This window comes from Rhizobium sp. NXC14, assembly GCF_002117485.1.
Taxonomy (GTDB): Bacteria; Pseudomonadota; Alphaproteobacteria; order Rhizobiales; family Rhizobiaceae; genus Rhizobium.
In genome coordinates this window covers 3,844,386-3,869,341 of the sequence record NZ_CP021030.1, presented here as the reverse complement: position 1 = coordinate 3,869,341, position 24,956 = coordinate 3,844,386, and the positions used below count along the sequence as shown (strand labels likewise).

Below are 24,956 nucleotides of genomic sequence, written 5' to 3'. Positions count from 1 at the left end.
ATGGTCCGCCGCCGCCCAGATCGCGAATTCCTAAATACCATGAGCCAAAGCGCATTTTTCCTTGGGTTCCTTACATTAACCTACTTACCGTCTTCATGACTTTTTGCATCTTGCTCATGTCGGGCATGCGGTTGCGAGTCTGAGCAAACACCCAGCTACCGACCGCAATCCGCACAATGTTTGACGATTCCTAGCAAACCCAAAGTGAGCGCCAACGTCAAAAAGGAGCTTATTGCTACCGTGAAAGGCATAATCACGTAAAACTTCGCTTTCGGCGGCGCCAAGAAGCCCCCTACGCGGACTTCTGGCCCGAAATCTTTGCTGAAATCGAATCCATTCCTGCGGTAGAAAACGATCGATCTGATGCACCAATACCAACTGCAAGCGCAAAGGCTGGCCAAGAAAAGGAAACCCATAAATTAAATTGCTTTTCACTCAATCAAGCTTCCCCATCAACATCTCCATCTTCGTCGAGCACGTGCACCTGCAGATAGGTGTTCTTCTCCAAGCACCCACAGCCGTGGCTGGGGCATGAGTTAGTGGTGCATACCTATTCGATACCAGACGGCATGGCCATTTCGTACGACTGCGATACCCCTATTCCCTACGAGGGCTGTTGGCTCAAAGCGCCGCGACCTCGCAAGCCAGAGTTCATCTCCTGGCAACATCCGCGCGAGTAGAGTCTTCAGTTCCTCCTCAGGGGCAGGCATGCGGTCCCGAAATTCGGCGGGCAGAGTCTCAATGCCACCCGTGAGGGCAATGAGCCACTCGCGATATCTTTGCGGCGTGGTTCGCTCTAACAGTACAACTTCATCTCCAGCAACTGGGCGGTCAATCTCGACTGGCATTCATTGATCCAATCGTCTGTGCGCAGGTTGGCATGCTGATGCTCCATTTCGGGTTCGCACGTAGGTGCCCACCAAGAATAGCGCGGCTCAGGCAACTCCATCAACATCACCGTCTTCGCCCAGCTCGTGCACCGGCAGATAAGTGTTCTTCTCCATCCATTCCCGGACGATGAACCTGACGATATCTTTGCGCGCCTTGCCGAACTCGCCGGACAAATCCCGGAGCGCTTCTTCAATGTCGTCGTCGAATGCGATCGATCCGGAGTTTCGTAACAGGAGCGCCGCGCGGCGAAGCATGACCTGCAAATCAGCTCGCGAAATATCTGCGATCCGGCTGGCGGCGTCTTCCAGAATGGCCGCGGTGTCTGTTGAATGGCTCGTGTTGCTCATGCCGGCACCTGCTCCGGCGCCAGAAGGACTAGCTCATCATCTGGCAATGGCCGTTGCAGTTTGCGGGCCTCCTCCCACGGAGCGGTCAACCACATCTCAACCTCATCGGTGCTCGTCAGAATAACGGGCATCGCCTTCTGGTGGACCGGCTCGACGACGCTGTTCGGCTCAGTGGTCAGGAACCCATAGAGGTCATTGACGGTCAGTCCTTCTTTGACCTTTCTGACACTCTCCCATTGCGGCACCCAAATTCCAGCGAAAAACATCAGCGGGCAGCTTGGGTCCGCGGCAAACCACGCGTTGGGCGTTCTGCCGCCTTCGGGCTTGTTCGCGGGGTCCGGCTCAGCAAAGGAGGTGAACGGCACCACGCACCGAAACTCGACCCCATGCCAGCGCTTCCAGTGTTTGCTCTCAACATTGCGGACGTTCGTGGTGCCGCCATCCGGCTCCATCTTTAGGAGCTGTTGGAAATCCACCTCCTTGCCCTTCTTCCGGATTCCGTCTGCTCGCTTCGTAGCGGCCTGATAAATCGCCTGAGACGAACTCGGCAGACCCCACCGCACATAGGCAAGCTCTCGGCCGGCTGCCGTGTTGCGGACGATCGGCGCCCGGTAGTCTGGCCAGAATTCAGTAATGGGCTCCATATTGCCGGTGCTGTCGATCATCGCCCGCGTAATCGAGCGGATGGCATCCTGGTTGCTCTGCATCCGGTAGAGATTGCACACATTTCCCTCCCTCGGCGTCCATGCGCCCTTTCGATCTACTTCGTCCGTGTCGATGAACTGGCCGTTCCAGCGATCCCTAAATTGCTTCGCAGCATCGCGGCTTCCGAAGCAAAAAACAACGTATTGGTCCCACTCCTCGGAAGCAAAGTAGGATCTTGAAGCTCGATCACAGTCCAGCGCGGAAGTGATGATTTCGCCTCTCAAACGAAAGTCATGGGCATGTTCGCCCGAATTATAGTTGCCCCAATAGATGATCACGTGATGGGGAAGATAGGTATTGAGGCGCCAGCGGGCGTTAGGATTGTCTCGCCGGGAGGCCATCTCAAAGCACACCGTCTTCCCAAATCGGCTTCCTGACCGGCGTCACTTTGACCAGACGGCGCACCGAAAGCTTGCCATGTTCCGAGCCCCAAATCTGCACGACCTTCAGGTTGATGTATTCCCGCCGGTCGCAGACCTGACATCGGAACCGGCCGGCCAAGCGATCGAGACTCACGTCCTTTGTCAGCTTCAGCAGGTCTCGCGGAAAAAACCGGTAAGTCCTTCGACAGAGCTGGCACGTCATCTCCAGCAATTGGCCCACGTCGGCAGCGTCGCTCAGGCTCCAACCGCGCAACTTCTTGTTATAGTTCATCTCAGGCATTGTCAGTCTCGGTCGTAGGACGGCCGCCAGCCCCGCGTCATGCCGCTGCTCATAGCGCCCTCGGCCAACACAAGTTGGTGGCGCAGATGCCGGATATCCTCAAGCAGAGTGACTATAGCGGCCCGCATGTCGCCATTGTGAAAGGCAACGACCTCGTCAAGTTCGCTGGCGCACGGGCATGAAAGAGCTTCAGTTTCCATGGCTGCGCTCAAGGAATTATGCCTGCTAATCGCATGTTCTCGCAAAGGATGGATATAGCTTCGTCGAAGCCGCCGCTGCAGGGAAATTTGAAAGGCCTTGTGGCCTCGTCTACCAGAACTGGATCTCCGGTTGCTGCATCCACATCCGCAACATGCGTGGTCAGGTAAATGCCGCAAGCCTCGCCTGCGGTTTCATCGATCGCCATCTGAACTGCTCCCAAGGTGGCATCACTCGGAACGTCGATAAGTTTGGTCGTGAAAAATCTTACGCCCCGACTGCCCGCCACGGCCTTGGCGAGGCTCGCGTGCACGTCAGAGACTTCGATCTCTGTCTCCGGTGGCCACATCACGCCGGTTAGATCCCCGTCATCATCCACGGCTTCGCCGATCGGCTGCTCTCGCATACCCGTTCTCCAAATCTTCAATTTTTAGAGTCTGTCAGGTTTATGTTGAAACATATCCTGCATGCCTGAGATAGGCGGCGCATTCGCGCGGGCTGAATGCTTTGAGGACTTCACCGACGCGCCGCCATGTCGCTTCGACGCTACGCTCGTCGGCCTTGCGCAGCAAAGTCTTGAGTTTGGCGAACATCATCTCGATCGGATTGAGATCAGGGCTGTAGGGCGGCAAGAAGAACAGGTGGGCGCCGGCATTGCGGATGGCGTTGCGCGCCGGCTTGCCCTTGTGGCTGCCGAGATTGTCGAGGATGACGATATCGCCGCGATTGAGGGTTGGTGCCAGGCATTGCTCGACCCAGGCGGTGAAAGCGGTGCCGTTGATCGGGCCATCGAGCACGAAAGGCGCGACGATGCGGTCGTGGCGCAGCCCGGCGAGGAAGGTCAGCGTTTTCCAATGGCCATGCGGTATTCCGGCGATCAGCGGCTGCCCACGCTGACACCAGCCGCGGGTGCGCGTCATGTTGGTTTTGACCCAGGTTTCGTCAACGAACACCAGGCGGTCCGGATCAAGTCGATGTTGATGGGTCTTCCAGCGGCTCCGGAACCGCGCCACCTTCGGCCTGTCCTGCTCGCTGGCGATCAGCGTTTTTTTTAAATGTCTTGCCTTCACGGCGCAAGAAACGCCAAACCGTGTCATGAGAGACATGGATGCCTGCCACCTTCAGATCGACGGCAAGCGCCCGCACCGTCCAATCGGCTTTGGCCGCCAGGCGGCGGTGAACCTCATCGGCCGCCGCGCCACACAGCATGGGTTTGACATGCCCACCCATCTTGGCCGGCGCCAAACCACGCCCGGATCGGTCAAGCTGACCGATCCGCACTGCCGTCGCCGCCGATACCCCAAAGCGCAAGGCGGCCGCCCGCACCGTCATGCCCTCGGCAAGTGCGTCGGCAATGCGCTTGCGTAAATCCACGGAAAGAGGTCGCGCCATCGTTGCTGGCCTCCCCACCAGCAATGATGTTGAATCACAACCGAAGCAAAAAGGGAATCCCGTTGCGATTCAGCTTAAAGCTGACCGACTCTAGATTGGCGGCCGCTCGCCGATGTTCTTATTATGTTCTCATTGGCGGACGAGTCAATAATCAATCTAGGCCAATTGCGTTTTAAGTCGTGGCTGATGAACTGTCCGCATGACAAAGCCGCCACGCAAGCCTTCCCGTCCACTGCTCGGAGACGCCGAAGCACCTCTCCGCGGCCGGCCGCGCCGGCGGCGTGATCCCGCCCAATCTCAACTGCTTCTCAACCCGATGCCGGTGCGAATCGACCCGTGTCTTGCCCTGTTGAAGCCGCGCCCACCGAAAGGCCGGCAATGGGCGTTCGAGGTGAAATGGGACGGTTACCGGCTTGCGATTCACATTGAGCCGAAGAGTGTTAGGATCCTGACCAGCGGCGGTCATGACTGGACCGACCGTTTTCCTGCCATTGCCGCCGCGGCAAAACGCCTTCCTGTTTCAACAGCGATATTGGACGGCGAGGCCGTCGTGTTTGACGAGCTGGGCCGGTCGGATTTCGGCAGGCTTCAGCAGTCGCTCGGCGGCCGCGGCGGAAAGCGAACATCATGGGAATCGGTCCTGATGGTCTTTGACCTCCTCTACCTCGATGGTCATGACCTTACCGGGGCGGAGTTCACGGCTCGGCGCCATCTCCTCGAGGGGATCGTGCCGGCCGGCGGTGAGGAGGCTATTCGTCTCTCCGAAGAGATCGAAGCGGATGGCGAAACGCTTCTGCGCATCGCCTGCGAGCATGGGCTTGAGGGCATCATTGCGAAAGACCGGAACGGCACCTATCGCAGCGGCCGGCTTGGCGACTGGATTAAGATCAAGTGCGTTCAGAGCGACGGCTTTATGATCGTTGGATATGAGAAGTCCACCTCGTCCTTCGGGGGCATCGGGCGGCTTCTGCTCGCCGCTCGGAAGGGAGGAGAGCTCGTCTATGTCGGGGGTGTGGGAACCGGCTTCAATGAGCGTTCCGCGGCCGAGCTTCGCACGCAGATGGATAAGCTCATTATCGGCAAGTCCCCGGTCGATACCGGTAGGAAGCGGAATGCGGTCTTCGTCCGACCGGAGCTTATTGCCGAAATCGAATATCGAGCCTGGACGCGTGACGGGAAGCTGCGCCACCCCTCATACAAGGGGTTGCGTGAGGTGCAGGATAACGCCGCGGTTTATCAGTTGGAATGAGGAACCGCGTTCAGCCCCACACAATCGAGGCGACATAGGCATCGCTGTGCGAAAGGATACAACGATGCGACGAGCGATTCTGAACACAGTTATGCACCTCTGCTTCAAGGCAATTTGGCTCCTGGCAGTTATTGGCGTCGAGCCGGCGGCCGCTACGCCTAAATGTCCTCCCCAGAACGAATTGCTGGCTAAGGCGAAGGTCGTGGTTGAGGCTCGTGTGAAGTCGCTGTCGATCGGAGAATCGGGTTTGCTACCGGCGGATACCAACATTCCGACACGGATGATACGGGTCGATTTGGAAATCACGAGGGTTATCAAAGGCAAATACCCACGCAAGGAAGCAACCGTGTACGGCGTCGCCTTTCCCCCAGTCCCCTTCATGGAACTGGCCAAGATGGCGTTGATTACCGGCCTTGATAGTGGCGACACGTTCGAATGGGAACTTTCACGGAACGAATTAGGTCCTGGTTTGGAGCTCTATTCGATGAACAACTGCAGCTATTACAAGTTCCGGGATGATTTATTTTCCCGCTAATCGTCGGGTTCGTCACTTCGATATTTATGCTGTCCCATCAACATCGCCATCCTCGTCCAGCTCGTGCACCGGCAAATAGGTGTTCTTCTCCATCCACTCCCGGACGATTAACTAATGGCGTCCTCGCGCGTCAGCACAAGCTCGCTGCATCTCCACCATCACTTCGAAAAGTGGTCGCGCCCAATTTTTCGAAATGCGTAATATAGAATAGAAAATATCCCCATAAGCAGCATAACTCCCCACAATGTCTCCAGGTACAGCCTTGAAAAAATATGATCTTTTCTACCCAGAGCCCATTCGTAAACAGAGCATTTCGCAATCGTGCATCTGTCGGAGCCGGGAAACAGCCAGAAAAGTAAATTAGAGACAATGTATGAAGTCAGCAAAATCACGAAAGATTTAACAGCCCTTTGCAACGTTTCCTTTGACGTGAGATCCGGTGTTGCGCGCATGCCACTCGCATGCATGACAATAAAAAAGAATGCGCTGGAGACGAATTGATTGCCGATTAACAGAGCAGTGAAGTTCCGCTGTGAAAGAAATAACTGACATGCGATCGAGGTAAGGCCGCCCGGAAGAAGAAATGCGGCTAAAAATGCCTCCCCAGTGGTTGGCCTTTGCTTTACCACAGCGATGCCGCAAGCGTACGCAGCCCAGACTGTCAGAATAATTGGAACTGGGCCAATGACCCAAGGCGCGGCCGGAAACGGCATCTATCCCCCAAAGCTATGCAGGTCCATTTTCAAACGGGACGTGCAACTTTCGCATTCGTCCACCAGTGCTAGGGAGCCGCACCGGTGTCAATAAGGTTCCGTAGCTCCCTTAGGCACTCCCATCAACATCGCCATCTTCGTCCAGCTCGTGCACTGGCAGGCAAGTATTCTTCTCCATCCACTCTCGGACGATGAACCTGATGGTGTCATTGCGCGTCTTGCCGAACTCGCCGGATAGATCCCGGAGAGCTTCTTCAATGTCGTCGTCGAACACGATTGATCCGGAGTTCCGCAGCAGCAGCGCCGCACGGCGAAGCATGATCTGAAGATCCGCTCGGAAGATATCGGCGATCCGATCGGCGGCGTCTTCGAGGAGGGCGGCGGTATCAGACTTGGTCATGGTGTCATTCCCAGAGCTGGTTCCTTAGCGGGCTCCGCGCACCTGAATGTGTCACCGATCGAGACCGTTCTTTCAGTCGGGCAATCATCCAAATTGCGTTGGAGTGGAAAAGCGCAGCCGCCGAGGAGCCCACTTGCGAGAAATATGCAAATAAGGCGGATCATCATTTCATTGTGTACAACCGCCGTCGCGATTTGCCAATGCTGGGCCTGGACGCATGACGGGAAGCTCCGGCACCCGTCATATAAGGGACTGAGGGAGCAGCAGGACAACGCGGAGATCTATGAGCTGGAGTAGTGCGGCAACTGTTACGATCCGCAACCGACACTAAAGCCTGAGAAGAGCCAAGAGCAGCGCAGAATTCACAGCCACAACAACGGGCCACCCGATCAGAAACTTTTCTCTCGGCTTGGCTCGATCGAGGTCGTCATGGAACTCGGACCAGAACATACTAGGGCCGAAGTCCACGCTGAAATCGAAGCCATTTTTAAGGTAAAAGATGACCGACCTGATGTACCAATACCAACTGTAGGCGCAACTGGCCCCCACAAAAATGACGAGCACTACCCACAGCGCAATTTGATCTCCACTCAATCAAGCTTCCCCATCAATTCTGTTCGGCCTTTTGATTCTCTTGGCCAGCAAAACGGTCGCCGAGATCCCACCGCTCAGCATCTTTAGAAAAAGTATATTCAAAATCGTGAGAGAATACGCATTTGTGGTTCGCCCTAACAGTACAACTTCATCTCCAGCAACTGGGCGGTCAATCTCGACTGGCATTCATTGATCCAATCGTCTGTGCGCAGGTTGGCATGCTGATGCTCCATTTCGGGTTCGCACGTAGGTGCCAACCAAGAATAGCGCGGCTCAGGCACTCCCATCAACATCGCCGTCTTCGTCCAGCTCGTGCACCGGCAGACAGGTGTTCTTCTCCATGCACGCCCGGACGATCAGCCTGACGGTATCGTTGCGCGTCTTGCCAAGTTCGCCCGACAAATCCCGAACGGCTTCTTCCATGTCGTGCTCGAAGGCGATCGATCTTGCATTGCGCAGCACGAGCGCTGCACGGCGAAAGCATGATCTGCAGGCCCGGTCGGGAGATGTCCGCTATCCGACTGGCGGCATCTTCGTGGAGATGCGCGACGGCAGCAATATTCAGCAGCTCGTCCCAAGCCGGTCAATGGACGGTGATTGGACTCGGAGAGGTGAGATCGATGCAGATGGCCGGCGGGGTCTCCAGATCAAGGGCCCAACAGGGTGGGATTATTGGTTTCATTGCGTGGACTCTGTCATAATCCATAATTTCGAGAGCCACTGGAAATGGCAGATCTCCTGTACCCTGATCGTAGCGCCTGATTGTCTTGATGAATTTTCCGGAGGTCTTCGATATCCAGATTTCTATCGCCGCGCTCGATCCGTAGCGGTGCCAGTACGCGGAATAGTGAAAAGCAAGACCCCCCTCGGTCTGCGCGTTGTCGAGCTCTTTACAAGACGTGAACACTGGCTGTCCCGAATTTGCGTCGAGTGGGGTAAGAATAGGCCGCCTCCCTTCACCCCAGCCGCCATTTTCGATTCGGTAATAGATGAGATTGTCTATCGCTCGCGTCTCCATGTAAGGCCTGAGATGACCATCTTCTTGCAACTCCGATAAAGTATAGCTATAGCGCCCGCTGTTACGCGTATTTTCGTATGCGCGGTTGACGGCATAGCAGGATTTATCCTCCCCATTGAACGCCAGATGAGAAGAGCGACTATCTTCCGCGCCGTAAACAGTTGCGATATTGGTCAGAGTTAAACAAAAAGCGGCTGCCGCAATAACACGCATGGGAACCTGCGAACGAAACAATGAAACGACGGATAGAGAAGATTTATTCGTGGCATTGGTCTGTGCAATTTCTTGCTCAGCGATTTCAATGAGATCTTGTGAGCTGACAGGGTTGTCAAGAAGGTTTTGAGGCGTCGGTTAATACGCCTGCGCTGTCTCGTAGTTTTGTTGAACAGAAAGGTGTCAGAGATGGGTGAGGGATTTCGACTGCGTCTCCTTACGATATTTGGCATGGTGGTCGGGTTGTCCTCAACCGTGGCAAGCTATGTTTTGACTCGGCCCTTCGGACTCGCTCCGATCGTTCAATGGCTGCTCATACTGGTCGGCGCCCCGGTGCTCGCGCTTCTCATCCATATGGACGTTGGGAAGTTGTACTTCTCGGCGAGAGGCGAAGGGCCGTATGGTCCGCCACCACCCAAATCGCGAGCTTACAAGTATCACGAACCAAAGCGCATTTCCCTTGGGTTCCTTACACAAACCTATTCACCGTCTTTATGACGTTTTGCATCTTGCTCATGTGTGGCATCCGCTAGGGACTGGGACAAGATATCCTTCCTCCGCGCCCCCTTCAGTAACCCCACTGCACACTCGCATGCTGATCGTGAGCGAGGTTCCGGCTAGGCCCGTTGTTTGCCCTCCTTTCTAACCTCGTCAGCCGTGGATGCAGAGGCTTTTATCGGCCGACGATAGCTTCGTAACATGCGAGTATAACCTGAAGGTGCGTGTCGCCTAAAACGCAATCCTGCGTAACATCGATCTTGACTTCGCCTATTCGTGACAGGGTAGCCTCAGGCCTAAAGCTTGAGGTGACACATGACAAAAATCGGCTACGCACGCGTCAGTACAATCGACCAGGACTTCGAGATTCAGCAGCAACGCCTGAAAGCTGAGGGTTGCGTTATCGTTCGCGCCGAAAAGGTTTCTGGCGCCAGCCGCGAGGGACGAACAGAACTCGCAACCATCATCGAGTTTTTGCGTGAAGGTGACGAGTTAATCGTCACCCGACTTGATCGCTTAGGCCGTGATACTCGAGATGTTCTCAATATCGTACACGATTGCGAGCAACGCGGCGCATTTGTCACGGTTCTCGATCCTCACGTCTCCACTCGGGGAGACATGGGGCACGTCATCCTGACGGTGTTAGGAATGGTTGCTCAGATGGAGCGTCGCTTCATAAGAGAGCGTCAGCACGAAGGCATCTTACGAGCAAAGGCAGCAGGCATCTACAAAGGTGGCAAGGCGCGAATTGACCACTCCCTCATTCGCCGCCTTCACCGTGAGGGCCTGGGCGTCTCGGCAATTGCGACGGCCGCAAATTGTTCGAGAATGCAAGTTTATAGAATCCTAGGCAAATTGTCGCCTTAATCCCCTTTGCTCACGCGCGACACTATCGACCTCGGCCACGCGGCTGGCGAAGTTAATTCGCCGCCGCTCAGGCAACCGCTTTCAAGAAAATCACTGACTCTCCGCTAGCTCGTGAATCGCTCTCGAACAAGTCGCCGCCGAATCAAAAGAATATATTGATGTCGTCTACTATGACGCCGGTCACGTTGCCCTTGTCTCCTTCAATGCCGGCGTTGCCATTCCCCAAATGAGCGGGGTTTGGCACGTCGCCGGTTGCACCAGGGCTGCCCGCCTGACACCAACCGTTGCTTGGGCCGCCCCGACCGCCGCGACCTGCGTTGCCTGGTTGTCAGCCCATCCCGTAGGCGCCCGCAAGTCCACCGCGATCGTTGACCCGTGCATAGCTGAGAACCTGCATTCCATCTGCCAAGGTAACGTAAACTATATTGGCGCCGTTACCTCCGTTGCCGGCGTCGCCTCCACGTCCCCCTCGTCCACCGTCGCCACCACGACCGCCCCGACCCGGGCCCTCCTTGCAGTCAAAGAGACTAGAAGCACCTTCCTTGCCGCGAGCACCTGGGCCCCCAGCTCCACCGGTTCCACCTCGCGCCCCGTCGCCACCATTAATTCCGGCGACCGATATTCCAAAATTGAGGAACCCAGGTATGGCTCCGCCGGGATCTAAAATTTCTCCCGCTATGATGTATATCGTGGGCAATTGCTGCGTCGCCCCTGGCTCTCCAGCGGTTCCATCTTGCCCGGCTAACCCAGGGTTGCCTTGCCTGTTGACTTCACCGGTGCCGTCCAGGCCCTTCGATCCTGTCGTTCCCGCATTTCCGTCTGCCGCGGATACGACAGCAGGATCCCGCATGATAAAAGAAAATTGTGAGGGATCGGAAAAGCGCAATTGCTTCGTCACCACTGCAATCCATGGATAGTTCAATCCTTTCAGAACCATCCGCGAGCCAGGTGCAAATACAATTTGATCCGCTTTGATCACTTGTTGGCCGAACGACTCTTCACTGTTGATTGGTATAACTGAAATGACGGACGCGTTTTTGATTGCGTCGAGCACCTCACCAGGTATGTCAACGGCAAGCATCCCTGCGTGAGGGCCTTTGCTGGCACCAGCTCGGCTATCAACGATCCTTACATCTGGAATATTCGACGCAGCGAACGTCTGGACCGGGCCTGCCAAAACTAAGCACGTGCAAGCAGCAAGTATCGATCTTCGTCATATCACCCTCCCTCAGATACAGGTTGAGTGTAATTCCTGAATGAACGCGAGTACAGGTTGCTTTTTGGATTAGCAAGAACGATGTATAATTAAGTGGGCCGAAGGGCGATATTGAGAGAGAATAAACCAGACGGTACTGCGAGAGGTACTCAAGAAGGGTCACGACAGTCGCATATTGATCGAAGCGGTCTTTGTGGATCGCGCTCACCGGGTGCCCTGGCGCGATCTACCGGATGTGCTTGGCGGATGGAACCCTGAGGGTTGAGGGTCACCAGCTTGTCCGCGCAGCCACGGTTTCAGGAGCACGGGAGGGGCGGTCGGAACTCGCAACGATCGAGTTCTTGCGTGAAGGTGACGAGTTAGTCGTGACGCGGTTGGATCGTCATGGCCGCGACACGCTGGACCGGAGGACGGCTCGGATTTACATGTAGTCAATCCGAGAACTGTCCGCGTAGCGCGTAGGCGTAACCGCAATCGAGGAAATTGGTTGCTCGCGAATGCAGGTTTACCGGGTTCTTAAAGCGGCTAGCTCGTGACTGCCTTGTGCTTTCATATCGGCCGTACGGTTATTCCTGCGCCTCTGCCGAAAGCGGACGCGATGCGGATTGGGTGTGCGGATAGTCCTCTGTGGAGAGCACGACTGGTGCAATCGCTAGCCTCCTTAGGCGGTGATGGCCAGCGTCATGGTGCCGAACGATGCTATTTGTCCCGCTGCGGGAATAGTTACGCATCTAGCGATTTTGGTCGGCACGGTTCAACAATATCGGGATGATGACAAAGCCTGATTCGCAAAAGCAAAACCCGTCGCACAAGCACCACTACATACCGCAGTTCTACATGAAGCGTTGGACTGGCGGCGATGGCCAGCTGGAAATCTATGAGAAGCATCCTCGTGGAGTGAACAACCGGCGAGGCGCGCCTAAATCCACAGGATACCAGCGCAAACTCTACGCGATGGACGGCTTCCCTAACGAGGAGGCTTCCGCCTTCGAAAAGGTCTTCTTCGAACCTGCCGACACGAAGGCGTCCCTAGCCCTTGCAGCAATGGAGCGCGGAAAGTTCATTTCGTCCACAGAGCTACGCAGCGGCTGGTCCCGTTTTCTAATGGGGCTTCTCCTTCGCTGCCCGGAAGACGTCGCCATATTCCGCGACAACTGGGATGATTACCTCTCAGATACGTCAGTAGAAATCGAGGAGCGATATGCCGCACAACGCAAGAAGGGAGATCCGGAAACGCTGGTTGCGATGATCAAGTCTAGGCCGCTCAAAGATCGTCAGCTGACAATGTTTCGGATATTTAAGACGTTGTTGGATCACAAGAACGTCGGCAATCATATCAACCAGATGGAGTGGCAGGTTTTGGATCTAAGCGACGCGCGTTTCCAGCTTCTAACCTCAGACCGGCCAATTGTCCGTACCAATGGGCTTAAGGGTGAGGGCGGCCATCTCGGGCTAGCAGTCTCTCCCACGGCCCTTTTCGTCGCTACCAACACAAAGGAGTTCATGAAGCAGATCCTGCGAGCAGACCCCAATGAGCTTGTTCGGGCGAACAATGAACGGGTTGTGGAGGGCGCGGCGAAATATGTGTACGCAGCAGATAGGACCCAAGCGCGTTTCATCCAAAACCACATCGGCAGGATCCCTGAGCCTCGGCTAATCGAAGGGATATTCCGCCGCCGCCAAACCCTAAGTGTTGGTTGATGGTAGGCGCAGTTTGACTGGAATGTGCAGATGCAAGGGCAAGTGGCAATTTAGCCGGTCAATATGTGCCCCGTACAGCGGCTTTTGACCGGTCCGTTGGGCTGCCGCGGATGCCGCTGCAGCGGATACCGGTGACCGGGTTGTCCTAAGTTGTGCCATACGTGCACTTGCATTCTCGCTCTGGTTTCGTAGCTGAGGTTGCCTTGGATAGTTCTTTAAGCCCGTCCTTCCCCGGCGGCCAGGACTGACAGCCATCGTAGACCACAGACATATTCGAGCGGAGCCCCGACGATTCCACTACCCATCAGGTTGTGGACCTTGCTTCGCAAGCCTCTTTGGGAAGACAGTGCGCCAGTGATCAGACCATGTCGCGGGCGCTCTCCGATCCGATAGCGACTAATCGAACAACAGTGCAGCTCCTGTGCTATTTCCCTCGGTAGTATCGGATCAGTGGCTGATGCTCGTCACTATCCGGCTGCATATGCCGGTTCGTGACGCCGTCCGCGAGGTTGTCAGGTGGCGCGAAGAACTCCTTGTCGATCAAGACAAACTGGGTCTGGCGAAGTTCTCCAGCGTTGAGCTGATAGAGCATGCGATAGAACCCTTCAAATTGCGCCCTGTTCTCCCGCTCGCTGATGTTCTTCATCGGGGAGTCGACTATGAGGAGCTCGGGCAGTGGCGCGTGAAGCTGTGCCGCGATGCGGTGCAAGGCGATCGCGAAGCAGCATTTGAAGAGGGTCTTCTTTCCACCGCTGCTGAGCGAGGTGAAGGTCGAGCGCGTAAGATCGCTGGGGTCGGCACTAAGGATTGCCGGGTAGAAGTCGGGCGGTTCCAACTCCACATGGTCGTTGCGCTGAATGCCAGGCACTCCGGACAGGGCCAGGCAGTCCAGAAAATAGCCGGCGAAACGATCAAGACTTGTCCGGTCCGCCTCCGCTTTGGTGCGCGCCTCTTTGAGCGCCTCGCGCTTCGCCTGTTCAAGCGCGACGATTTGGGCGAGAGCCTCGCGTTGCTGCTGCAACAAGAGGGGCAGGCGTAGCAGCCAGGCGATGCTCGCCAACTCGGCCTCCAGCGCCGCGCGCTCTCGCTCCTTCAGCAGGCTCATCGAAAGGAAGGCGGAGTCCTGCTCGGCGATGGCGCGATTGATGTCAGCTTCGGCCTTGTCCTTGGTCTGCAGCAAGCCCGACCGCTGCGCCCGCATCTTGGCCAGATTGGTGTCGATCGCGGCGATGGCTTCCTTCAGTTCGGCCCGTCGGTTAGCGATGTCGGCCTCAAGCGCCGCGACCTCGGCGGGATCGGCTAGGTCGACCACATCCTCCTGGCCACACACGTCACAGCATTGCGCCGGCCGGGCCGGCAGGGCTTGAGTGCATCGCGGGCAGGCGCTGAAGGCCACGTCTCCGAGGATTTCGCGGGCCTCCGCGGAGCGCCTGAATTTCAGGCCCAGCATGTCGATTTCGTTACGATGCCGCACGTGCCGGTCCCGCATGGCGCGGAGTTCCTCAGCGTCGAGGTCGAGCTTGGCGATTTCAGATCCCAGGCTCCGGGCCGTTCTCGCCAGTTCATCGATGGCATGCGTGGTCAGCTCCTCGCGACGCCCCTTGCGCAGCACCTCGAGCTGCGCGTTCACCATGGCGATCGAGGCACGAAGTCCCGACTCGCGCTCTGCCACTTGCGCCTCAGACTCGATGCCGACCTCTGCTAACGCCTTGGAGAGGCTATCGATTGACGCAAGGCGCGCGGTTCTGTTCGCCCGGAGCTGGTCGAGCTCCGCTTCCAGATCGGCGACCCGCTCGTCGTGGTAGCCGATGACATAGCGGATCACGTCGCGACTCTTGAGCCGCATATAGAACTCAGCGGATTCTTCGAGGTAGAAGAACGAGCTGTCGATGTGGTCTTGATCGAGGTAGCAGTACCAAAGCAGGTCGCGCAGTGATAAGCGGACGATCTTGCTGTCCGCCTTGGCCTTGCTCTTGCGAACCCGCGGCGGGTTGATCTCCGAGAGCCAGAAGAGCAAGTCCGACAACGTTTCAACGCCCGTCTCCGGGATAACCTCGCCCGCAGCCACACGGGCGGGGATGACGATCGAATAGCGACCCTGATCGTCCTCCCACGAGGCGAAGACGTCGGCGGCGTCCCGGGCCCGCTCGATGCTGACCGTGGCCCGTTCGAGCTCAACGGTCAGAGTCGCCGAGACAAACTCAGCCTGCAACGCGGGAGACAGCTGGATCGTACCGCCAAGACAATAGTCGACCATCCGGGCGATGCTTGACTTGCCCGCGCCCATCTGACCCCAGAAGTAGCTGAGCTTTGAGAACAAGATCTGCTCGTCCGCACGGCGCAACGCCAGATTCAGGGACACCAAATTGAATTTCATCGAGGCTCTCCGCTGGTGGCAAACGTCTCCGCCTCGGGGTTGCTGGCGCCGATCTCAGTTCCCCATTTCATGCCCGTGATTTCGGGGACGATTTCGTAGACAAAGTCTTTAAGTTTCGTGGCAGACATGGCGCCGACCGCTTTCATCACGACGGCGCCTCTTGTCGCGAAGTCATGGAAGGCCGGTCGGGTGGCTAGCTCGTCCGCCAAGGTGCGACCGCTATCAGTCAACCCGATTTCGATTTTGCGGCCGCTGAGCGACAAGGTGATGAGGCCGCGAGAGGACAAAAGGCTGAGCCAGCGCCGATAGCGGCCGTCCCACGGGCCGTAGCGGAACCGGATCATCTTGGTCTCGACGGTCGTGCGCTCCCGCGGCAGGACCGCTGCGTCGGCTGGCGACTTGTTAAGCGCCGCCAACGCCCGTTCCAGAAAAACCGGGTAGCGAAGCAGGAAGTCCAGCTTCGCAAGTTTAGTTATGCCTTCGACTGGCTTCGGGGCGGTCTTGCCGCGCTTGTCGGCGCTTCGCAGCAGCACCAGCAGGCGGGCGAGGTGTAGGCCGTCTGCGTTTTCAGCGTCGGCCGCGGCCTTGAGGACGGAGAGGCTCATCCTTCGCCCTCATCGATCTGAAAGCGGTCACTCCACCACACGCGGCAATCGTTGGTCAGCAGAGCTGCGGTACCCATCAGCAGTTCATAGGGCGCTCCTCCAAGCAGATCCTTCCGCTGGGTTTCCAAGCTCCGTAGACGCGTCGACACGTCGTTGAACATAGCCTGCCCGAACGGCGTTCCGGGGTTTTGATGCGCTATATACGATTCTAGGCATTCGCCGTGGACCGCCTCCTCGACTTGTCGAAGCTGGCGAGCCGCCCATGCGGGGTCCTTTGCCTGCTCCTCCAGAAAATGGTACTCAGCCGCCTGCTCACGCGCCTTCATATAGTCGACCAAGGCACCGACGCCGCCGCGCTCCAGCTTCTGCTCCAAGATGCGCTTGGGCCGAGGTTGACCGAGGCTGATGGTCGGCGGGCCTCGGTAGCGGAACGTGTCGTTGGCCTTCGACACTGGGACCAGGTCCACATCAGCAATCACAATACGCTTGGCCGTGATCGCTGGATCGTCAGTCGTTCCTGAAGGAATTTTCGCTAGGTGACGATCTGGGTCGACCACAAATAGCGATGCGGCGCGGTGGAACCTGGCGACGAGATCGTTGCAGAGTTCGCGGAGGGGGCCCGGCGGGAGGTGCGCACATTCGGGCAAGCCTCCGATATGTTCTTGAGCTAGGGTCGCGTCAAAGTCTTCGCGCGAGGGCCCTTTGACGGTTTCGAGCCTTCGTAACACTTCGAAGAGCTGCGCTTTATCGGCACCAAGTTCCGCTGCCAGGGCGTCGAACGCGTTTCGAAACGGTGGCTGTATGGCTTCAGCGTCGCTGCAGGATTTTACGTGGTCTAGCATCAGACCGGGGCAGCGGCCGCGACGTTTGTCGTCGGTATTGGCTGGTGTGACCGAATCCACGTCGGAGTTGGACACGAACACGAACCTCCCGACTTGGTCGGGAAATGCCATCATGAGATCTACGAAGCGACCGATCGACTTGGTGAGCGCAGCGGACGTGAGAGTCCAAGCCCCGTTCTCAGGTCTAGATGTCTTGATCTGATAGCCGTCGAAGCGGCCATCGGGCCGCTCGGCGAGGAAGTCTTCATGGTGTTCACAGTAGAGGGCGACGTAGTCCAGCGTGCCGCGCCGCACGGCGGCAAGTAGCACCACGCCATATTGATGTTGGTAACGGAAGTTGCGTTCGGTCTCGTCGCCAGGATCCCCACTAGCAGTCTCTTTAAGCCGAGGAGGGACTTTGCCTTCCTGTAATTGAATATCTCCGCTACGCAAGCGAAGCGATCCGTTTTTTCTGAATCAAATCCGGTTCCCCCGTGGACGATTCTAGTCCGGTTACCCTATGATCTCCATAGCTTCTGACGCGATCGGTAGCCTCCGCAGGATAGCCGCGAGGGTTAGACCTTCCGCCTCGAGCCGCTCCGCAGCTTCCGCCCGCCAAAGCAAATCTCCTTCTCCGGGAAAGGTGTCTTTCAAGCTTCTAATCGTGGCCACTGCGGCACTGGCCCACTTTCGGAAATCGCTTAGCTCCCAATATTTAACGTCATCAAGTTGCGGATCGGCGCCGGATGTCGCCTTTACCGAGGGAGTTAGAAGGACAGGGCAGATGTCCATGTCTCCCGCTCCGGGAACATTCTTGCGAATCCATTTAGGATGGGAGGAAGCCTGACGAGCTTTCACGGCACCAAACACGGTGCCGGCGCTCCCATCCGCATGATCCTCGAAGACAAGGCCGAACTTGTCCCCAAGCCACCAAGGGTCAGGCGCCGCGTCGCTTTCATCATTGCCACAGGAGAAGCCAAGCAACTTTCCAAGATCGACCTGAGCCTGCTCAAAACCATCTGCGGCATTCAGCCCCGTGAGAATCGCAGCTGCGCGCTTCTCGAATTTGTGGTGAGTAGTCATGCCCATAGCAAGAAACTGCCGCTCGAGGGATTCCACCTGCTTCAGCAGCTCGACATTTGAGTGCGGTGCTTCGGTAGCGGGCAGCGGGCCGACGATCCGCGCAAGGGTGTTGAGCCATGACACCGCTGGGGCGGCCGTTTTGGCCTTGCCGAACTGTTCGCGAGCGGCGGCGGCCTGCGCGTCCTCGGGCGCCGCCGAGAGGCGACGTGCCGCCGCACCAGCAAGGTAATGCCAGAGAGCACGATATCCACGCAGATCTTCGTGATTTAGTCCTGCCAGCACGCTCCTTGCGGCGCCAAGGGCACCTGCCCAATCCTTGCTCCACATTGCTTCCTGATACTGCACCTCGTGTGCGACCACCGCTGCAAGCTCACCCATAGCCGGATAAGGCTGTTGCACGTAGGTCTTCACGCTGGTGCGGATAGTCGCATCGGCACCGGCCCAGCCAGCGTCATTTCGGAGAAACATGTCAAAGTTGTCCAACATATCATTGGCAGCGACGGAGGTCGATTGATCAACACCGAAGGCCAACTCAGCCTGAAGCTCAGGACTGAAATACCGCCACTTCCGATTGTCCGCGAGGAAGTCAACCAGCTCAGTGCCTGTGACAAACACACTTGACCGATCTTGAAGGGCGCGGGTGCACCGCCCCACCGCCTGCAACACGCGGGTCTGAATTCGGTCGTTGTAAAGTGCGCCAGCGCCCATCTTCGACATGATGAATCGCTCTTGCGCATTCATGGCTCTCGGAAGCCCATCCACAGAAAGTAGCCGGCACTCGTCGCCTGGAAAATCGATGCCGTCGTAGCGGTTGGCCAACACCGCTACCGCATTGTCTGATGACACAAACGGCGTTTTGTCCGCCTCAATATCTTCAGCGGTGAAGACCTCGAAGCCTACGAGGTCTTTATCGATACGTGCAACGTGTTCGTCAGCTTGCGGAGACGAGGGGGTTAAGACCACCGAGCGGCCGGCGCGCTTCTGCATCGCAACACGGAGGATCTCAGTCTCATCGCCCGTCAAGGAAAGGCTAGGAAATACGAAGAAGCGCCGACCAACGCCCGCGCTCTGGAAGCCCTCGGGGGCTGGCAGCCTTTCGATCTTGCGCCGACCCGAGAGCCGTTCCAGATCGCCTCCGGCACCTAGAGTAGCCGACATGAAGATGCGCTGTTTCGCCCGATGGAAGGGCCCGTGCGACATTGTAGGCGGAATCAGCGGTCTGATCAGAATTTCTCGTGAGCCTAGATAAACATGGCAAGCGTCGAGGTGAGAACGCAGAAGCGTCCACTTAAAATACAGGTCGCCGTCCCGAGCGTAGGCGTCGATAATCGAGATCATCTCCGCCGATAGTTCGTCCACCTGCGGCGACGGAAGCTTCTCAACCCAAGTGGCATCGGCCGATCCGCTCCAGTCCCCGATGAGCCGAGAGTAATCCTGAGGCTCTAAGTGCGGCTTCAAATATTCGGCCAACGCCGCGTGCAGAGGCGTTCCCGCGTCGATAGTCATTGACCACATGCCAGCAATGTAGTTCTCCGCCGCGTGGGCATCGTCGATCAAGATAAGGTCCGGGTCGTCGAAAAATGGGTGAGTGTTGAAGAGGCCGGAGTATGTTGTCACTGCTACCGCCGAGCCGGTCCTGTAGGCGGTCGTGTCAGCAGGGGGAAAACGGTCCTTAGCTCCGGCAAGCGCGACGGCATCGATTCCGTATCGATCTTTAGCTTGCTGGACGGTCTGCGCGACAAGCTGCTTGGTGGGGCAAAGGTAGACGACACGCTCTCTGAACTTTGCGCGACGCCAGTCGGCGATCAGCAAACCTACTAGAGTCTTGCCGCTACCGGTTGGAAGTTGCAGTGCGAGGTCTGCGCTGGTTTGATGTCTGGCGGCATATGCCTCGAGAATTTCCTTCTGGTGTGGCATCACATCGGGATATTGACGCTTTGTAAGCGTCTTGAAATGCCCGGCAGGGTTGTCAGCAAGATTCTGCGCGAACGTGCCCGTTTTGAATGCCATTTATTTCCCCCTTCAACGGTTGAAGCACACGCGTATCTTGCGCTCGCAAGCTGTGTCATCCGACAAGCATTCGTTATAAGAGAAATGGGTCGCAAGCAAGTTTACCGCAGATTCTGGATGTCCTGGTCCGATGAAGTCCCGATTAGTGTGGTCGTCGGTAATGACAGGCTGTCCCTTCTACTTGGCAACGCCAAACCTGCCGGCTCGCTTCCGGCTCCGATAGCAATCGTGCCACATCGGGTTTAGCTGAAGCTAGCTGCGATGCCTTTGCGGTTTTTGGCGTCTGCGAATGGTATTGAATATTTGAGACCAAGATGATATCTACAACCAAGGTTCACAAGATTGTGGATCATCTAACAGGACACTGACCGCCGATTCAACGGCGGCTGCTCGACGGATGATGCAACCTGGGCAGGTTCATCCGTTGATGGCGAAAATCATTCGCCCCACGCCCTAGGTGGAAGTCCGATCAACCGCAACGAACAGCGAATAAGCTGGGCGGTGTTTGGTCGGAATCTGACTTAGGCGTTCTATCACCCACCCTAAGTACGGCGATCAACTCACCGCTTTTCGAACAGAAAGGCCGGATGCTGCTGACTTTGCTCGCGCCAAGGGAGTCTCGACTCCAGCGCACCACAATTCAGGACAGTTCACGAAAAGGGTGAAGATGAAACCCGTAAAGAGAGGGCGCTGCTATGAGCCAAATAAAAAGACAATACGAAATGAACGACCATGCATACGACACGGCCGACTTTAGCCTGAGGAACAACCCGACTGTCGAGGCGGCCAGACAAAAGTTTATTGAACTGGTATCGGCTGAGCCTTGGGCGATAGAGCAATTTGACGCCGCGCGAATAGACTTTCAGGCTGAGAGCCTGATCTAATCAGCTACGGCGCCATCCGCCCGGGTCAGCTGACCCGGGCGGATGGCGTCGTGCTCCCCGTAAATTATTGGCGATGAATGTGCTTCGCACTCGCGTGCGAGGCCTGCACCTCTTCGACTCTTTCTTGGAGAAATGAACATGGACTATGATATTGCCGCAGGCCAGCGCCGCCGGCTTAACCAAGCATTGAAGCGTCACCTGCCCGCAAGCACCAAACTGCGTATTCCGACTTGCGATGACGGGAAGCCGTGCTTTGACGGCCGTTGCCCCATGTGCGGCTCGGACCTAGATGCTCTGTTGAAAACGTTTCTACGGGGCAGCGAAGCGTCAGCACGCAGATGGTCTCGTGCTGCTTTCATCCTCGATGATGAAACCCTTTCGATCGGCGATACTTCCCCGTTCCCTTTTGCCAGAACACGGGCCGCGCTGGCCGAAATTAGCTCGACCCTGCAGGCGCCGAATTCCGCTTTCATCGGAACCTTCGGCCTGATCGTTGACGCGGCAGAAAAGGGCAATCGCAAAGTTGCAGCGATTGAATTCTGCTGCACCGAAATCCTGGATATCGAAAAGATCACCCTTGATCTGGCAAGCCGCTTCAATGGCAGCGTGAAGCCGCTCGCTCTGCACCCCGGTCATATGCCCCTGCGTTGGGGCGATGTTGTCTTGCTCGCGGAAGGACTCCTCTATGGATACCTCAACCGTGACACTTGCAAGCCGGCTCTCAGCGAAGGAATTTGGAAAAAGAAGCTGCTGGCTGAGCTTGCGCAGAACTACGGAAAACATCTCATTGCCGATCGACTGATCACACATGGCCTCGCGCTCAAGAACCACAAAATCTGTTTCGCGCCCGGCTCATCCTGGCCGATTGCAATAAACTCCTTCAGGGGGCTGAGTGCTGCTGCCGACGGAGGCGCGCATGTCGAGTAAGTCTCGCCCCAAGCAGTACTCGCACAAGGACATCCATCGCGCCTTGCTGACATTCAATAAGGTGTTCAATGAGAGATTCGGCATTCCCCTTCCGCATGGACTGAGGACAGTAAGCGGCGAGGTTCGTGAGACGCTCTTGTCGGCATCGCATGCAGCCGAATATCTCGGCGTCAGTCAGAAAACATTGGCGAACTGGCGCTGCAGCGGCACACGCGGCCTACCCTACGTTCAAGTTGGCGGCCGCGTACTCTACCGGCAAAGCGATCTCGACGATTTCATCATGAACAGTCGGAAGTTGTCGACATCTGAGAGGGATTGGGGGCGTCATGGCTAGACCGCAACAACGTCTCAGTGGCCTCCCAAGGTTTGTCCGCGACAACGAGCTTCACATTCGGGCAAGCCTGAAGTCAGTCTATAAAGGCAATACATTCTCGTACTACCGAAGCCTTGAACGACAGGAAGCGGCGAAGGCTGGCGCAGTCCGCCGAAATCCTAGATTGGTTAAGGCCTTTCATGACGACTGGGCGAACATTGACGATGTGCGGGCCAGCGTGGCATGTGTCCTAGAGCAGTTCCGGGCACGCGTATGGGCACTCGGGGAGGTTTTTCACAACCTCCCCGGAAACTTCGATGACCTCTATCACCTGACGTTCGCTAACACGAGAGACCGTCGATCCGGCGGGGCGCTGTCGTCGTTCAATCCTCAAACATACATGCGCCGGCTGCGGACGGCTCTTAAAGAACTCTTGGCGGCCTATCCCGATATGTGGGCGCTGGGGATCGTTGAAATTTCAGCTGTTGAACCAGAACCTGACAGGTTCGTCTTCGAACCTCACTTCCACGTCATAGTCGGTGGCGTCCCGGAGATCGAACTCCGCAGAACGTTCAACAATCTGCTGTCCACCGCAACTAAAGGTTCCCACGGGCTGATGCTTAAGTCGATCCGTGACACGAAACATCTTGGGCGGACTGTCAGCTATCTCTTCAAGTTCGAACCTGAACTCCGAACGAAATTTCTCACGGCCGAAGGCCGGGTTGGAAAGGGCCGTTCGAACCGTCTTACGGGCAAAGCAAAGAACGAATGGCTCTCATGGGCAGCTGCGTACCGCATCGACGAATTACTCATCGCGGTGGGCCTTAGGCCCAATCTAATACGCGAATTCAAATCATGCGGGCTGCAGCACCTTATCTTGAAACTGCTTCGCGGAAGCCAAAGGAATGCGGGGTAGAGCCCTCAACTACGTGTTTTGTCGTTCGTATGTCGAAACTGCAGTTAGGGGCGTCTGTGGCCGCACGAGGCGTACATTCAGTGTGCTGAGTGAGTAAAATACCCGGAAGGAAAAATATGTCGAAAGATCTTGAAATTCGAATAACCGACGGTGTCGAGGTCGAGGGTGAGAAGATCCCTTATGCTCTTGTTGCTGTGCGACAGCGAGGTCAGTGTGACATCGAAATACCGATTCCCGCTCACGAGCTTATCGATCAGGGTAGGTGCATTGAGACGCTGATCAAACATGGCCTTAACTACACTTACGATAGAAAATTGCTGGCGGCGGCTTTTGAGGAAGCCGTCAGGTCGAAAACAACCCACAAGATTAACATTGCCACAAGGCCGGGGTTCCATGGCGACGAGTTTCTCTTCAATCATGAAATGATTTCAAGAAAGAATTCCGAAAGTTCCTGGATTGCCGATCCAAGATTAAGATCTCGTGGAGCACGAACAGAGATTGAAACGGACGAACAATTAGAAGTACTGTTGGCAAAATGGATGCCAAAGAGCCCATTCTTGCAGTTCATTATAATGGCGACATTTGCTGCACCGGTATTTGCGCTTCTCAATGAACCTGAGATGCCTATAATACACATATACGGCGAACGCAAAACAGGCAAAACAACGCTTCTGCACGTCGCCAACGCTTTTCAGAGAGACGCACATAACCGAAAGCTCCACCCATTCAATTTTTCGACGACAGGCATCGAGGAGAAGCTGGTTGAGGCAAATCACTCCTTATTATGTCTAGACGAGACGGGAAACGTCAGCCGATCTGATCTTGCCAAAATAGTCGAGACCTATCTCTACTACATAACGGGAGGTGAAAGCCGCCTGCGCCCGTCGAGGCTCTTCTCTGACGTGAGTTGGCGATCATCTGTGGCATTTACCGGCGAGTTCAGCCTGACCGAAATTGAAACCCGACGTACGGGTAGTGGTCAGGACGCTCGATTGATTTCTATCGCGGTGCCAAAAAATGGCATCCTGTGTTCGTCGGCAGCCGGCGCCGAAACCAATTTGGCGTTGGCGGAGATTGCGAAGGCTTGTGAGACCTATTCCGGCCGTCTTTACCGCAGGTGGATAGCGAAAATAGTAAACTATGGTGCGGGTGAAGCTAAAATCCAATTTCAAGAACTTTCTTCGAAATATCAGAAGAAGCTCATCGACGATCGCGAGGCAGACGGGCTTGTCGGAACGCTCGCCCGCAAATTTGCAGTAATCGCAGCCGTCGGGAGTTGCTTGGAGAACATAAAGGCATTTCCCGAAGGAAGTTTATCATCTTTTGCGACGGTGCTTGCGTTTCTTGAGGCAGATTTGGCCGAAAAGAGGGCCAACACTACTGCACCGTACGGCGGTGCGCTGGCTTCTTGCGCACTCGAAATCTTGGCCAACATCGCCGCCAAGGACATTCCAAGACTGCATTTGAACGGGAAAGGTCAGCTCCAGACCTCTACTTGCGCCTTCATTGATGAGAAAAAGGGTCGAGAATACCTTTACATCTACAAGGATAGCGTACCGCAGTTTATGAGCCGCTCCGCAGCAGATGTATTTGAGCTGCTTAAATCCGAGCAGGGGCTGCTTCAAGGAAGCAGAGGACCGAACACCTATGGGCAATTCAAGCCTCCAGGTGGAGGTCGAAGGTCAGTGATGCAGATAGATTTCGAGATGTTGAAAAAAATAGCGCTGCCAAATTACATCAATCTGACACCGAACGCCGGGCCATCCCGGTAGTTCCCGCTCGCGTGCTTACTGGCTGCTTACTGAAAAGGCTTAGCGGCG

The 24,956-nt window shown here is 56.3% G+C and carries 23 protein-coding genes and 3 pseudogenes; 11 read left to right on the top strand and 15 right to left on the bottom strand.

The features are described 5' to 3' along the window. Positions 1–935: 935 nt before the first annotated feature. The 6 genes from NXC14_RS18930 to NXC14_RS18905 all read right to left on the bottom strand — a co-directional run bounded on the left by NXC14_RS18930 (position 936) and on the right by NXC14_RS18905 (position 4,196). Entirely contained in the window at positions 936–1,238 is a 303-nt protein-coding gene (locus NXC14_RS18930; RefSeq protein ID WP_085779442.1) for a CopG family transcriptional regulator, read from the bottom strand. Continuing rightward, positions 1,235–2,284: an SOS response-associated peptidase family protein gene (locus NXC14_RS18925; RefSeq protein WP_085779441.1), complete on the bottom strand. Its 1,050-nt coding sequence runs from the start codon at positions 2,282–2,284 to the stop codon at positions 1,235–1,237. Before NXC14_RS18925 ends, NXC14_RS18930 begins: the two co-directional genes overlap by 4 nt. 1 nt (position 2,285) lies before the next feature. Beyond that, positions 2,286–2,606, bottom strand: a complete 321-nt coding sequence (locus NXC14_RS18920; protein WP_085779440.1) for a hypothetical protein — start codon at positions 2,604–2,606, stop codon at positions 2,286–2,288. 2 nt (positions 2,607–2,608) lie between these two features. Beyond that, a complete protein-coding gene (locus tag NXC14_RS18915) occupies positions 2,609–2,806 on the bottom strand; it encodes a hypothetical protein (protein ID WP_085779439.1) in 198 nt (65 codons plus the stop codon). 8 nt (positions 2,807–2,814) lie between these two features. Then, positions 2,815–3,210 carry a hypothetical protein gene (locus NXC14_RS18910; RefSeq protein WP_085779438.1) on the bottom strand — a complete coding sequence of 132 codons (396 nt, stop codon included), beginning with the start codon at positions 3,208–3,210 and terminating at the stop codon, positions 2,815–2,817. 40 nt (positions 3,211–3,250) lie between these two features. Continuing rightward, a protein-coding gene (locus tag NXC14_RS18905; protein ID WP_198175470.1) for an IS630 family transposase occupies positions 3,251–4,196 on the bottom strand; the annotation gives its coding sequence in 2 pieces (ribosomal slippage) (positions 3,251–3,856 and positions 3,858–4,196; 945 coding nt in all). Between the two features lie 199 nt (positions 4,197–4,395). On the opposite strand from NXC14_RS18905, the gene ligD reads away from it, so the two are divergent. Both ligD and NXC14_RS18895 read left to right on the top strand, forming a co-directional pair. Next, positions 4,396–5,445, top strand: coding sequence for a non-homologous end-joining DNA ligase (gene ligD, locus NXC14_RS18900; RefSeq protein WP_085779437.1), 1,050 nt, complete (start codon positions 4,396–4,398; stop codon positions 5,443–5,445). A gap of 64 nt (positions 5,446–5,509) precedes the next feature. After that, positions 5,510–5,980, top strand: coding sequence for a hypothetical protein (locus NXC14_RS18895; RefSeq protein ID WP_198175469.1), 471 nt, complete (start codon positions 5,510–5,512; stop codon positions 5,978–5,980). A 158-nt stretch (positions 5,981–6,138) separates the two neighbouring features. On the opposite strand, the gene NXC14_RS18890 is transcribed toward NXC14_RS18895, so the two are convergent. Both NXC14_RS18890 and NXC14_RS18885 read right to left on the bottom strand, forming a co-directional pair. Beyond that, the gene (locus NXC14_RS18890; RefSeq protein WP_085779436.1) at positions 6,139–6,693 is read right to left on the bottom strand and encodes a hypothetical protein; all 555 of its coding nucleotides are present in this window, start codon (positions 6,691–6,693) and stop codon (positions 6,139–6,141) included. 109 nt (positions 6,694–6,802) lie between these two features. Then, complete coding sequence (locus NXC14_RS18885; RefSeq protein ID WP_085779435.1) at positions 6,803–7,093, bottom strand: CopG family transcriptional regulator; 291 nt, start codon at positions 7,091–7,093, stop codon at positions 6,803–6,805. Positions 7,094–7,300: 207 nt separating this feature from the next. Here NXC14_RS18885 and NXC14_RS33445 point away from each other — a divergent pair. After that, positions 7,301–7,390, top strand: a pseudogene (locus NXC14_RS33445) (ATP-dependent DNA ligase); the annotation flags it as partial. A 570-nt stretch (positions 7,391–7,960) separates the two neighbouring features. On the opposite strand, the pseudogene NXC14_RS18870 reads toward NXC14_RS33445, so the two are convergent. Beyond that, positions 7,961–8,252 (bottom strand): annotated as a pseudogene (locus NXC14_RS18870) (CopG family transcriptional regulator). A gap of 18 nt (positions 8,253–8,270) precedes the next feature. Continuing rightward, entirely contained in the window at positions 8,271–8,918 is a 648-nt protein-coding gene (locus tag NXC14_RS18865) for a hypothetical protein (RefSeq protein WP_157131429.1), read from the bottom strand. 813 nt (positions 8,919–9,731) lie between these two features. Here NXC14_RS18865 and NXC14_RS18860 point away from each other — a divergent pair. Continuing rightward, complete coding sequence (locus tag NXC14_RS18860) at positions 9,732–10,283, top strand: recombinase family protein (protein WP_085779431.1); 552 nt, start codon at positions 9,732–9,734, stop codon at positions 10,281–10,283. 328 nt (positions 10,284–10,611) lie between these two features. On the opposite strand, the gene NXC14_RS32510 is transcribed toward NXC14_RS18860, so the two are convergent. Next, on the bottom strand, positions 10,612–11,364 hold the full coding sequence (locus NXC14_RS32510) for a hypothetical protein (RefSeq protein WP_157131428.1): 753 nt from the start codon (positions 11,362–11,364) through the stop codon (positions 10,612–10,614). 389 nt (positions 11,365–11,753) lie between these two features. Between NXC14_RS32510 and NXC14_RS33435 the strand changes: the two are divergent. Together NXC14_RS33435 and NXC14_RS18840 are read left to right on the top strand one after the other, a co-directional pair. Then, positions 11,754–11,903: pseudogene (locus tag NXC14_RS33435) on the top strand (recombinase family protein); the annotation flags it as partial. A gap of 364 nt (positions 11,904–12,267) precedes the next feature. Continuing rightward, positions 12,268–13,200 carry a DUF4238 domain-containing protein gene (locus tag NXC14_RS18840; RefSeq protein WP_085779427.1) on the top strand — a complete coding sequence of 311 codons (933 nt, stop codon included), beginning with the start codon at positions 12,268–12,270 and terminating at the stop codon, positions 13,198–13,200. 424 nt (positions 13,201–13,624) lie between these two features. Here the strand turns inward: NXC14_RS18840 and NXC14_RS18835 are convergent, their stop codons facing one another. From NXC14_RS18835 to NXC14_RS18820, 4 genes are read right to left on the bottom strand one after another with little or no spacing between them, the layout of a single operon-like run. Further along, entirely contained in the window at positions 13,625–15,577 is a 1,953-nt protein-coding gene (locus NXC14_RS18835; protein WP_085779426.1) for a hypothetical protein, read from the bottom strand. Beyond that, entirely contained in the window at positions 15,574–16,182 is a 609-nt protein-coding gene (locus NXC14_RS18830) for a hypothetical protein (protein WP_085779425.1), read from the bottom strand. The genes NXC14_RS18835 and NXC14_RS18830 overlap by 4 nt, the downstream gene beginning before the upstream one ends. Further along, positions 16,179–17,456 (bottom strand): dsDNA nuclease domain-containing protein, encoded by a 1,278-nt coding sequence (locus tag NXC14_RS18825; RefSeq protein WP_085779424.1) that lies wholly within the window; start codon positions 17,454–17,456, stop codon positions 16,179–16,181. The genes NXC14_RS18830 and NXC14_RS18825 overlap by 4 nt, the downstream gene beginning before the upstream one ends. 60 nt (positions 17,457–17,516) lie before the next feature. Then, positions 17,517–20,096, bottom strand: coding sequence for a DEAD/DEAH box helicase (locus NXC14_RS18820; protein WP_085779423.1), 2,580 nt, complete (start codon positions 20,094–20,096; stop codon positions 17,517–17,519). Between the two features lie 722 nt (positions 20,097–20,818). Between NXC14_RS18820 and NXC14_RS33065 the strand changes: the two genes are divergently transcribed. From NXC14_RS33065 to NXC14_RS18795, 5 genes are all read left to right on the top strand, one after another. Continuing rightward, positions 20,819–20,980, top strand: coding sequence for a hypothetical protein (locus NXC14_RS33065; RefSeq protein WP_198175468.1), 162 nt, complete (start codon positions 20,819–20,821; stop codon positions 20,978–20,980). A 138-nt stretch (positions 20,981–21,118) separates the two neighbouring features. Then, positions 21,119–21,907 carry a hypothetical protein gene (locus NXC14_RS18810; RefSeq protein ID WP_085779421.1) on the top strand — a complete coding sequence of 263 codons (789 nt, stop codon included), beginning with the start codon at positions 21,119–21,121 and terminating at the stop codon, positions 21,905–21,907. After that, on the top strand, positions 21,897–22,241 hold the full coding sequence (locus NXC14_RS18805; RefSeq protein WP_085779420.1) for a helix-turn-helix domain-containing protein: 345 nt from the start codon (positions 21,897–21,899) through the stop codon (positions 22,239–22,241). The genes NXC14_RS18810 and NXC14_RS18805 overlap by 11 nt, the downstream gene beginning before the upstream one ends. Beyond that, positions 22,234–23,136 carry a hypothetical protein gene (locus NXC14_RS18800; protein ID WP_085779419.1) on the top strand — a complete coding sequence of 301 codons (903 nt, stop codon included), beginning with the start codon at positions 22,234–22,236 and terminating at the stop codon, positions 23,134–23,136. Before NXC14_RS18805 ends, NXC14_RS18800 begins: the two co-directional genes overlap by 8 nt. Positions 23,137–23,252: 116 nt before the next feature. Further along, on the top strand, positions 23,253–24,908 hold the full coding sequence (locus NXC14_RS18795) for a DUF927 domain-containing protein (protein ID WP_085779418.1): 1,656 nt from the start codon (positions 23,253–23,255) through the stop codon (positions 24,906–24,908). The last annotated feature ends 48 nt before the right edge of the window (positions 24,909–24,956 follow it).

Excerpts from the sequence above, each read along its gene's own strand:
- NXC14_RS18835 (WP_085779426.1), bottom strand. The coding sequence starts at position 15,577 with ATGAAATTCAATTTGGTGTCCCTGAATCTGGCGTTGCGCCGTGCGGAC.
- NXC14_RS18930 (WP_085779442.1), bottom strand. The coding sequence starts at position 1,238 with ATGAGCAACACGAGCCATTCAACAGACACCGCGGCCATTCTGGAAGAC.
- NXC14_RS18910 (WP_085779438.1), bottom strand. The coding sequence starts at position 3,210 with ATGCGAGAGCAGCCGATCGGCGAAGCCGTGGATGATGACGGGGATCTA.
- NXC14_RS18805 (WP_085779420.1), top strand. The coding sequence starts at position 21,897 with ATGTCGAGTAAGTCTCGCCCCAAGCAGTACTCGCACAAGGACATCCAT.
- NXC14_RS18915 (WP_085779439.1), bottom strand. The coding sequence starts at position 2,806 with ATGGAAACTGAAGCTCTTTCATGCCCGTGCGCCAGCGAACTTGACGAG.
- ligD (WP_085779437.1), top strand. The coding sequence starts at position 4,396 with ATGACAAAGCCGCCACGCAAGCCTTCCCGTCCACTGCTCGGAGACGCC.
- NXC14_RS18920 (WP_085779440.1), bottom strand. The coding sequence starts at position 2,606 with ATGCCTGAGATGAACTATAACAAGAAGTTGCGCGGTTGGAGCCTGAGC.
- NXC14_RS18800 (WP_085779419.1), top strand. The coding sequence starts at position 22,234 with ATGGCTAGACCGCAACAACGTCTCAGTGGCCTCCCAAGGTTTGTCCGC.
- NXC14_RS18860 (WP_085779431.1), top strand. The coding sequence starts at position 9,732 with ATGACAAAAATCGGCTACGCACGCGTCAGTACAATCGACCAGGACTTC.
- NXC14_RS18885 (WP_085779435.1), bottom strand. The coding sequence starts at position 7,093 with ATGACCAAGTCTGATACCGCCGCCCTCCTCGAAGACGCCGCCGATCGG.
- NXC14_RS18890 (WP_085779436.1), bottom strand. The coding sequence starts at position 6,693 with ATGCCGTTTCCGGCCGCGCCTTGGGTCATTGGCCCAGTTCCAATTATT.
- NXC14_RS18895 (WP_198175469.1), top strand. The coding sequence starts at position 5,510 with ATGCGACGAGCGATTCTGAACACAGTTATGCACCTCTGCTTCAAGGCA.
- NXC14_RS33065 (WP_198175468.1), top strand. The coding sequence starts at position 20,819 with ATGAACGACCATGCATACGACACGGCCGACTTTAGCCTGAGGAACAAC.
- NXC14_RS18925 (WP_085779441.1), bottom strand. The coding sequence starts at position 2,284 with ATGGCCTCCCGGCGAGACAATCCTAACGCCCGCTGGCGCCTCAATACC.
- NXC14_RS18830 (WP_085779425.1), bottom strand. The coding sequence starts at position 16,182 with ATGAGCCTCTCCGTCCTCAAGGCCGCGGCCGACGCTGAAAACGCAGAC.
- NXC14_RS18795 (WP_085779418.1), top strand. The coding sequence starts at position 23,253 with ATGTCGAAAGATCTTGAAATTCGAATAACCGACGGTGTCGAGGTCGAG.
- NXC14_RS32510 (WP_157131428.1), bottom strand. The coding sequence starts at position 11,364 with ATGCTTGCCGTTGACATACCTGGTGAGGTGCTCGACGCAATCAAAAAC.
- NXC14_RS18810 (WP_085779421.1), top strand. The coding sequence starts at position 21,119 with ATGGACTATGATATTGCCGCAGGCCAGCGCCGCCGGCTTAACCAAGCA.
- NXC14_RS18820 (WP_085779423.1), bottom strand. The coding sequence starts at position 20,096 with ATGGCATTCAAAACGGGCACGTTCGCGCAGAATCTTGCTGACAACCCT.
- NXC14_RS18840 (WP_085779427.1), top strand. The coding sequence starts at position 12,268 with ATGATGACAAAGCCTGATTCGCAAAAGCAAAACCCGTCGCACAAGCAC.
- NXC14_RS18865 (WP_157131429.1), bottom strand. The coding sequence starts at position 8,918 with ATGCGTGTTATTGCGGCAGCCGCTTTTTGTTTAACTCTGACCAATATC.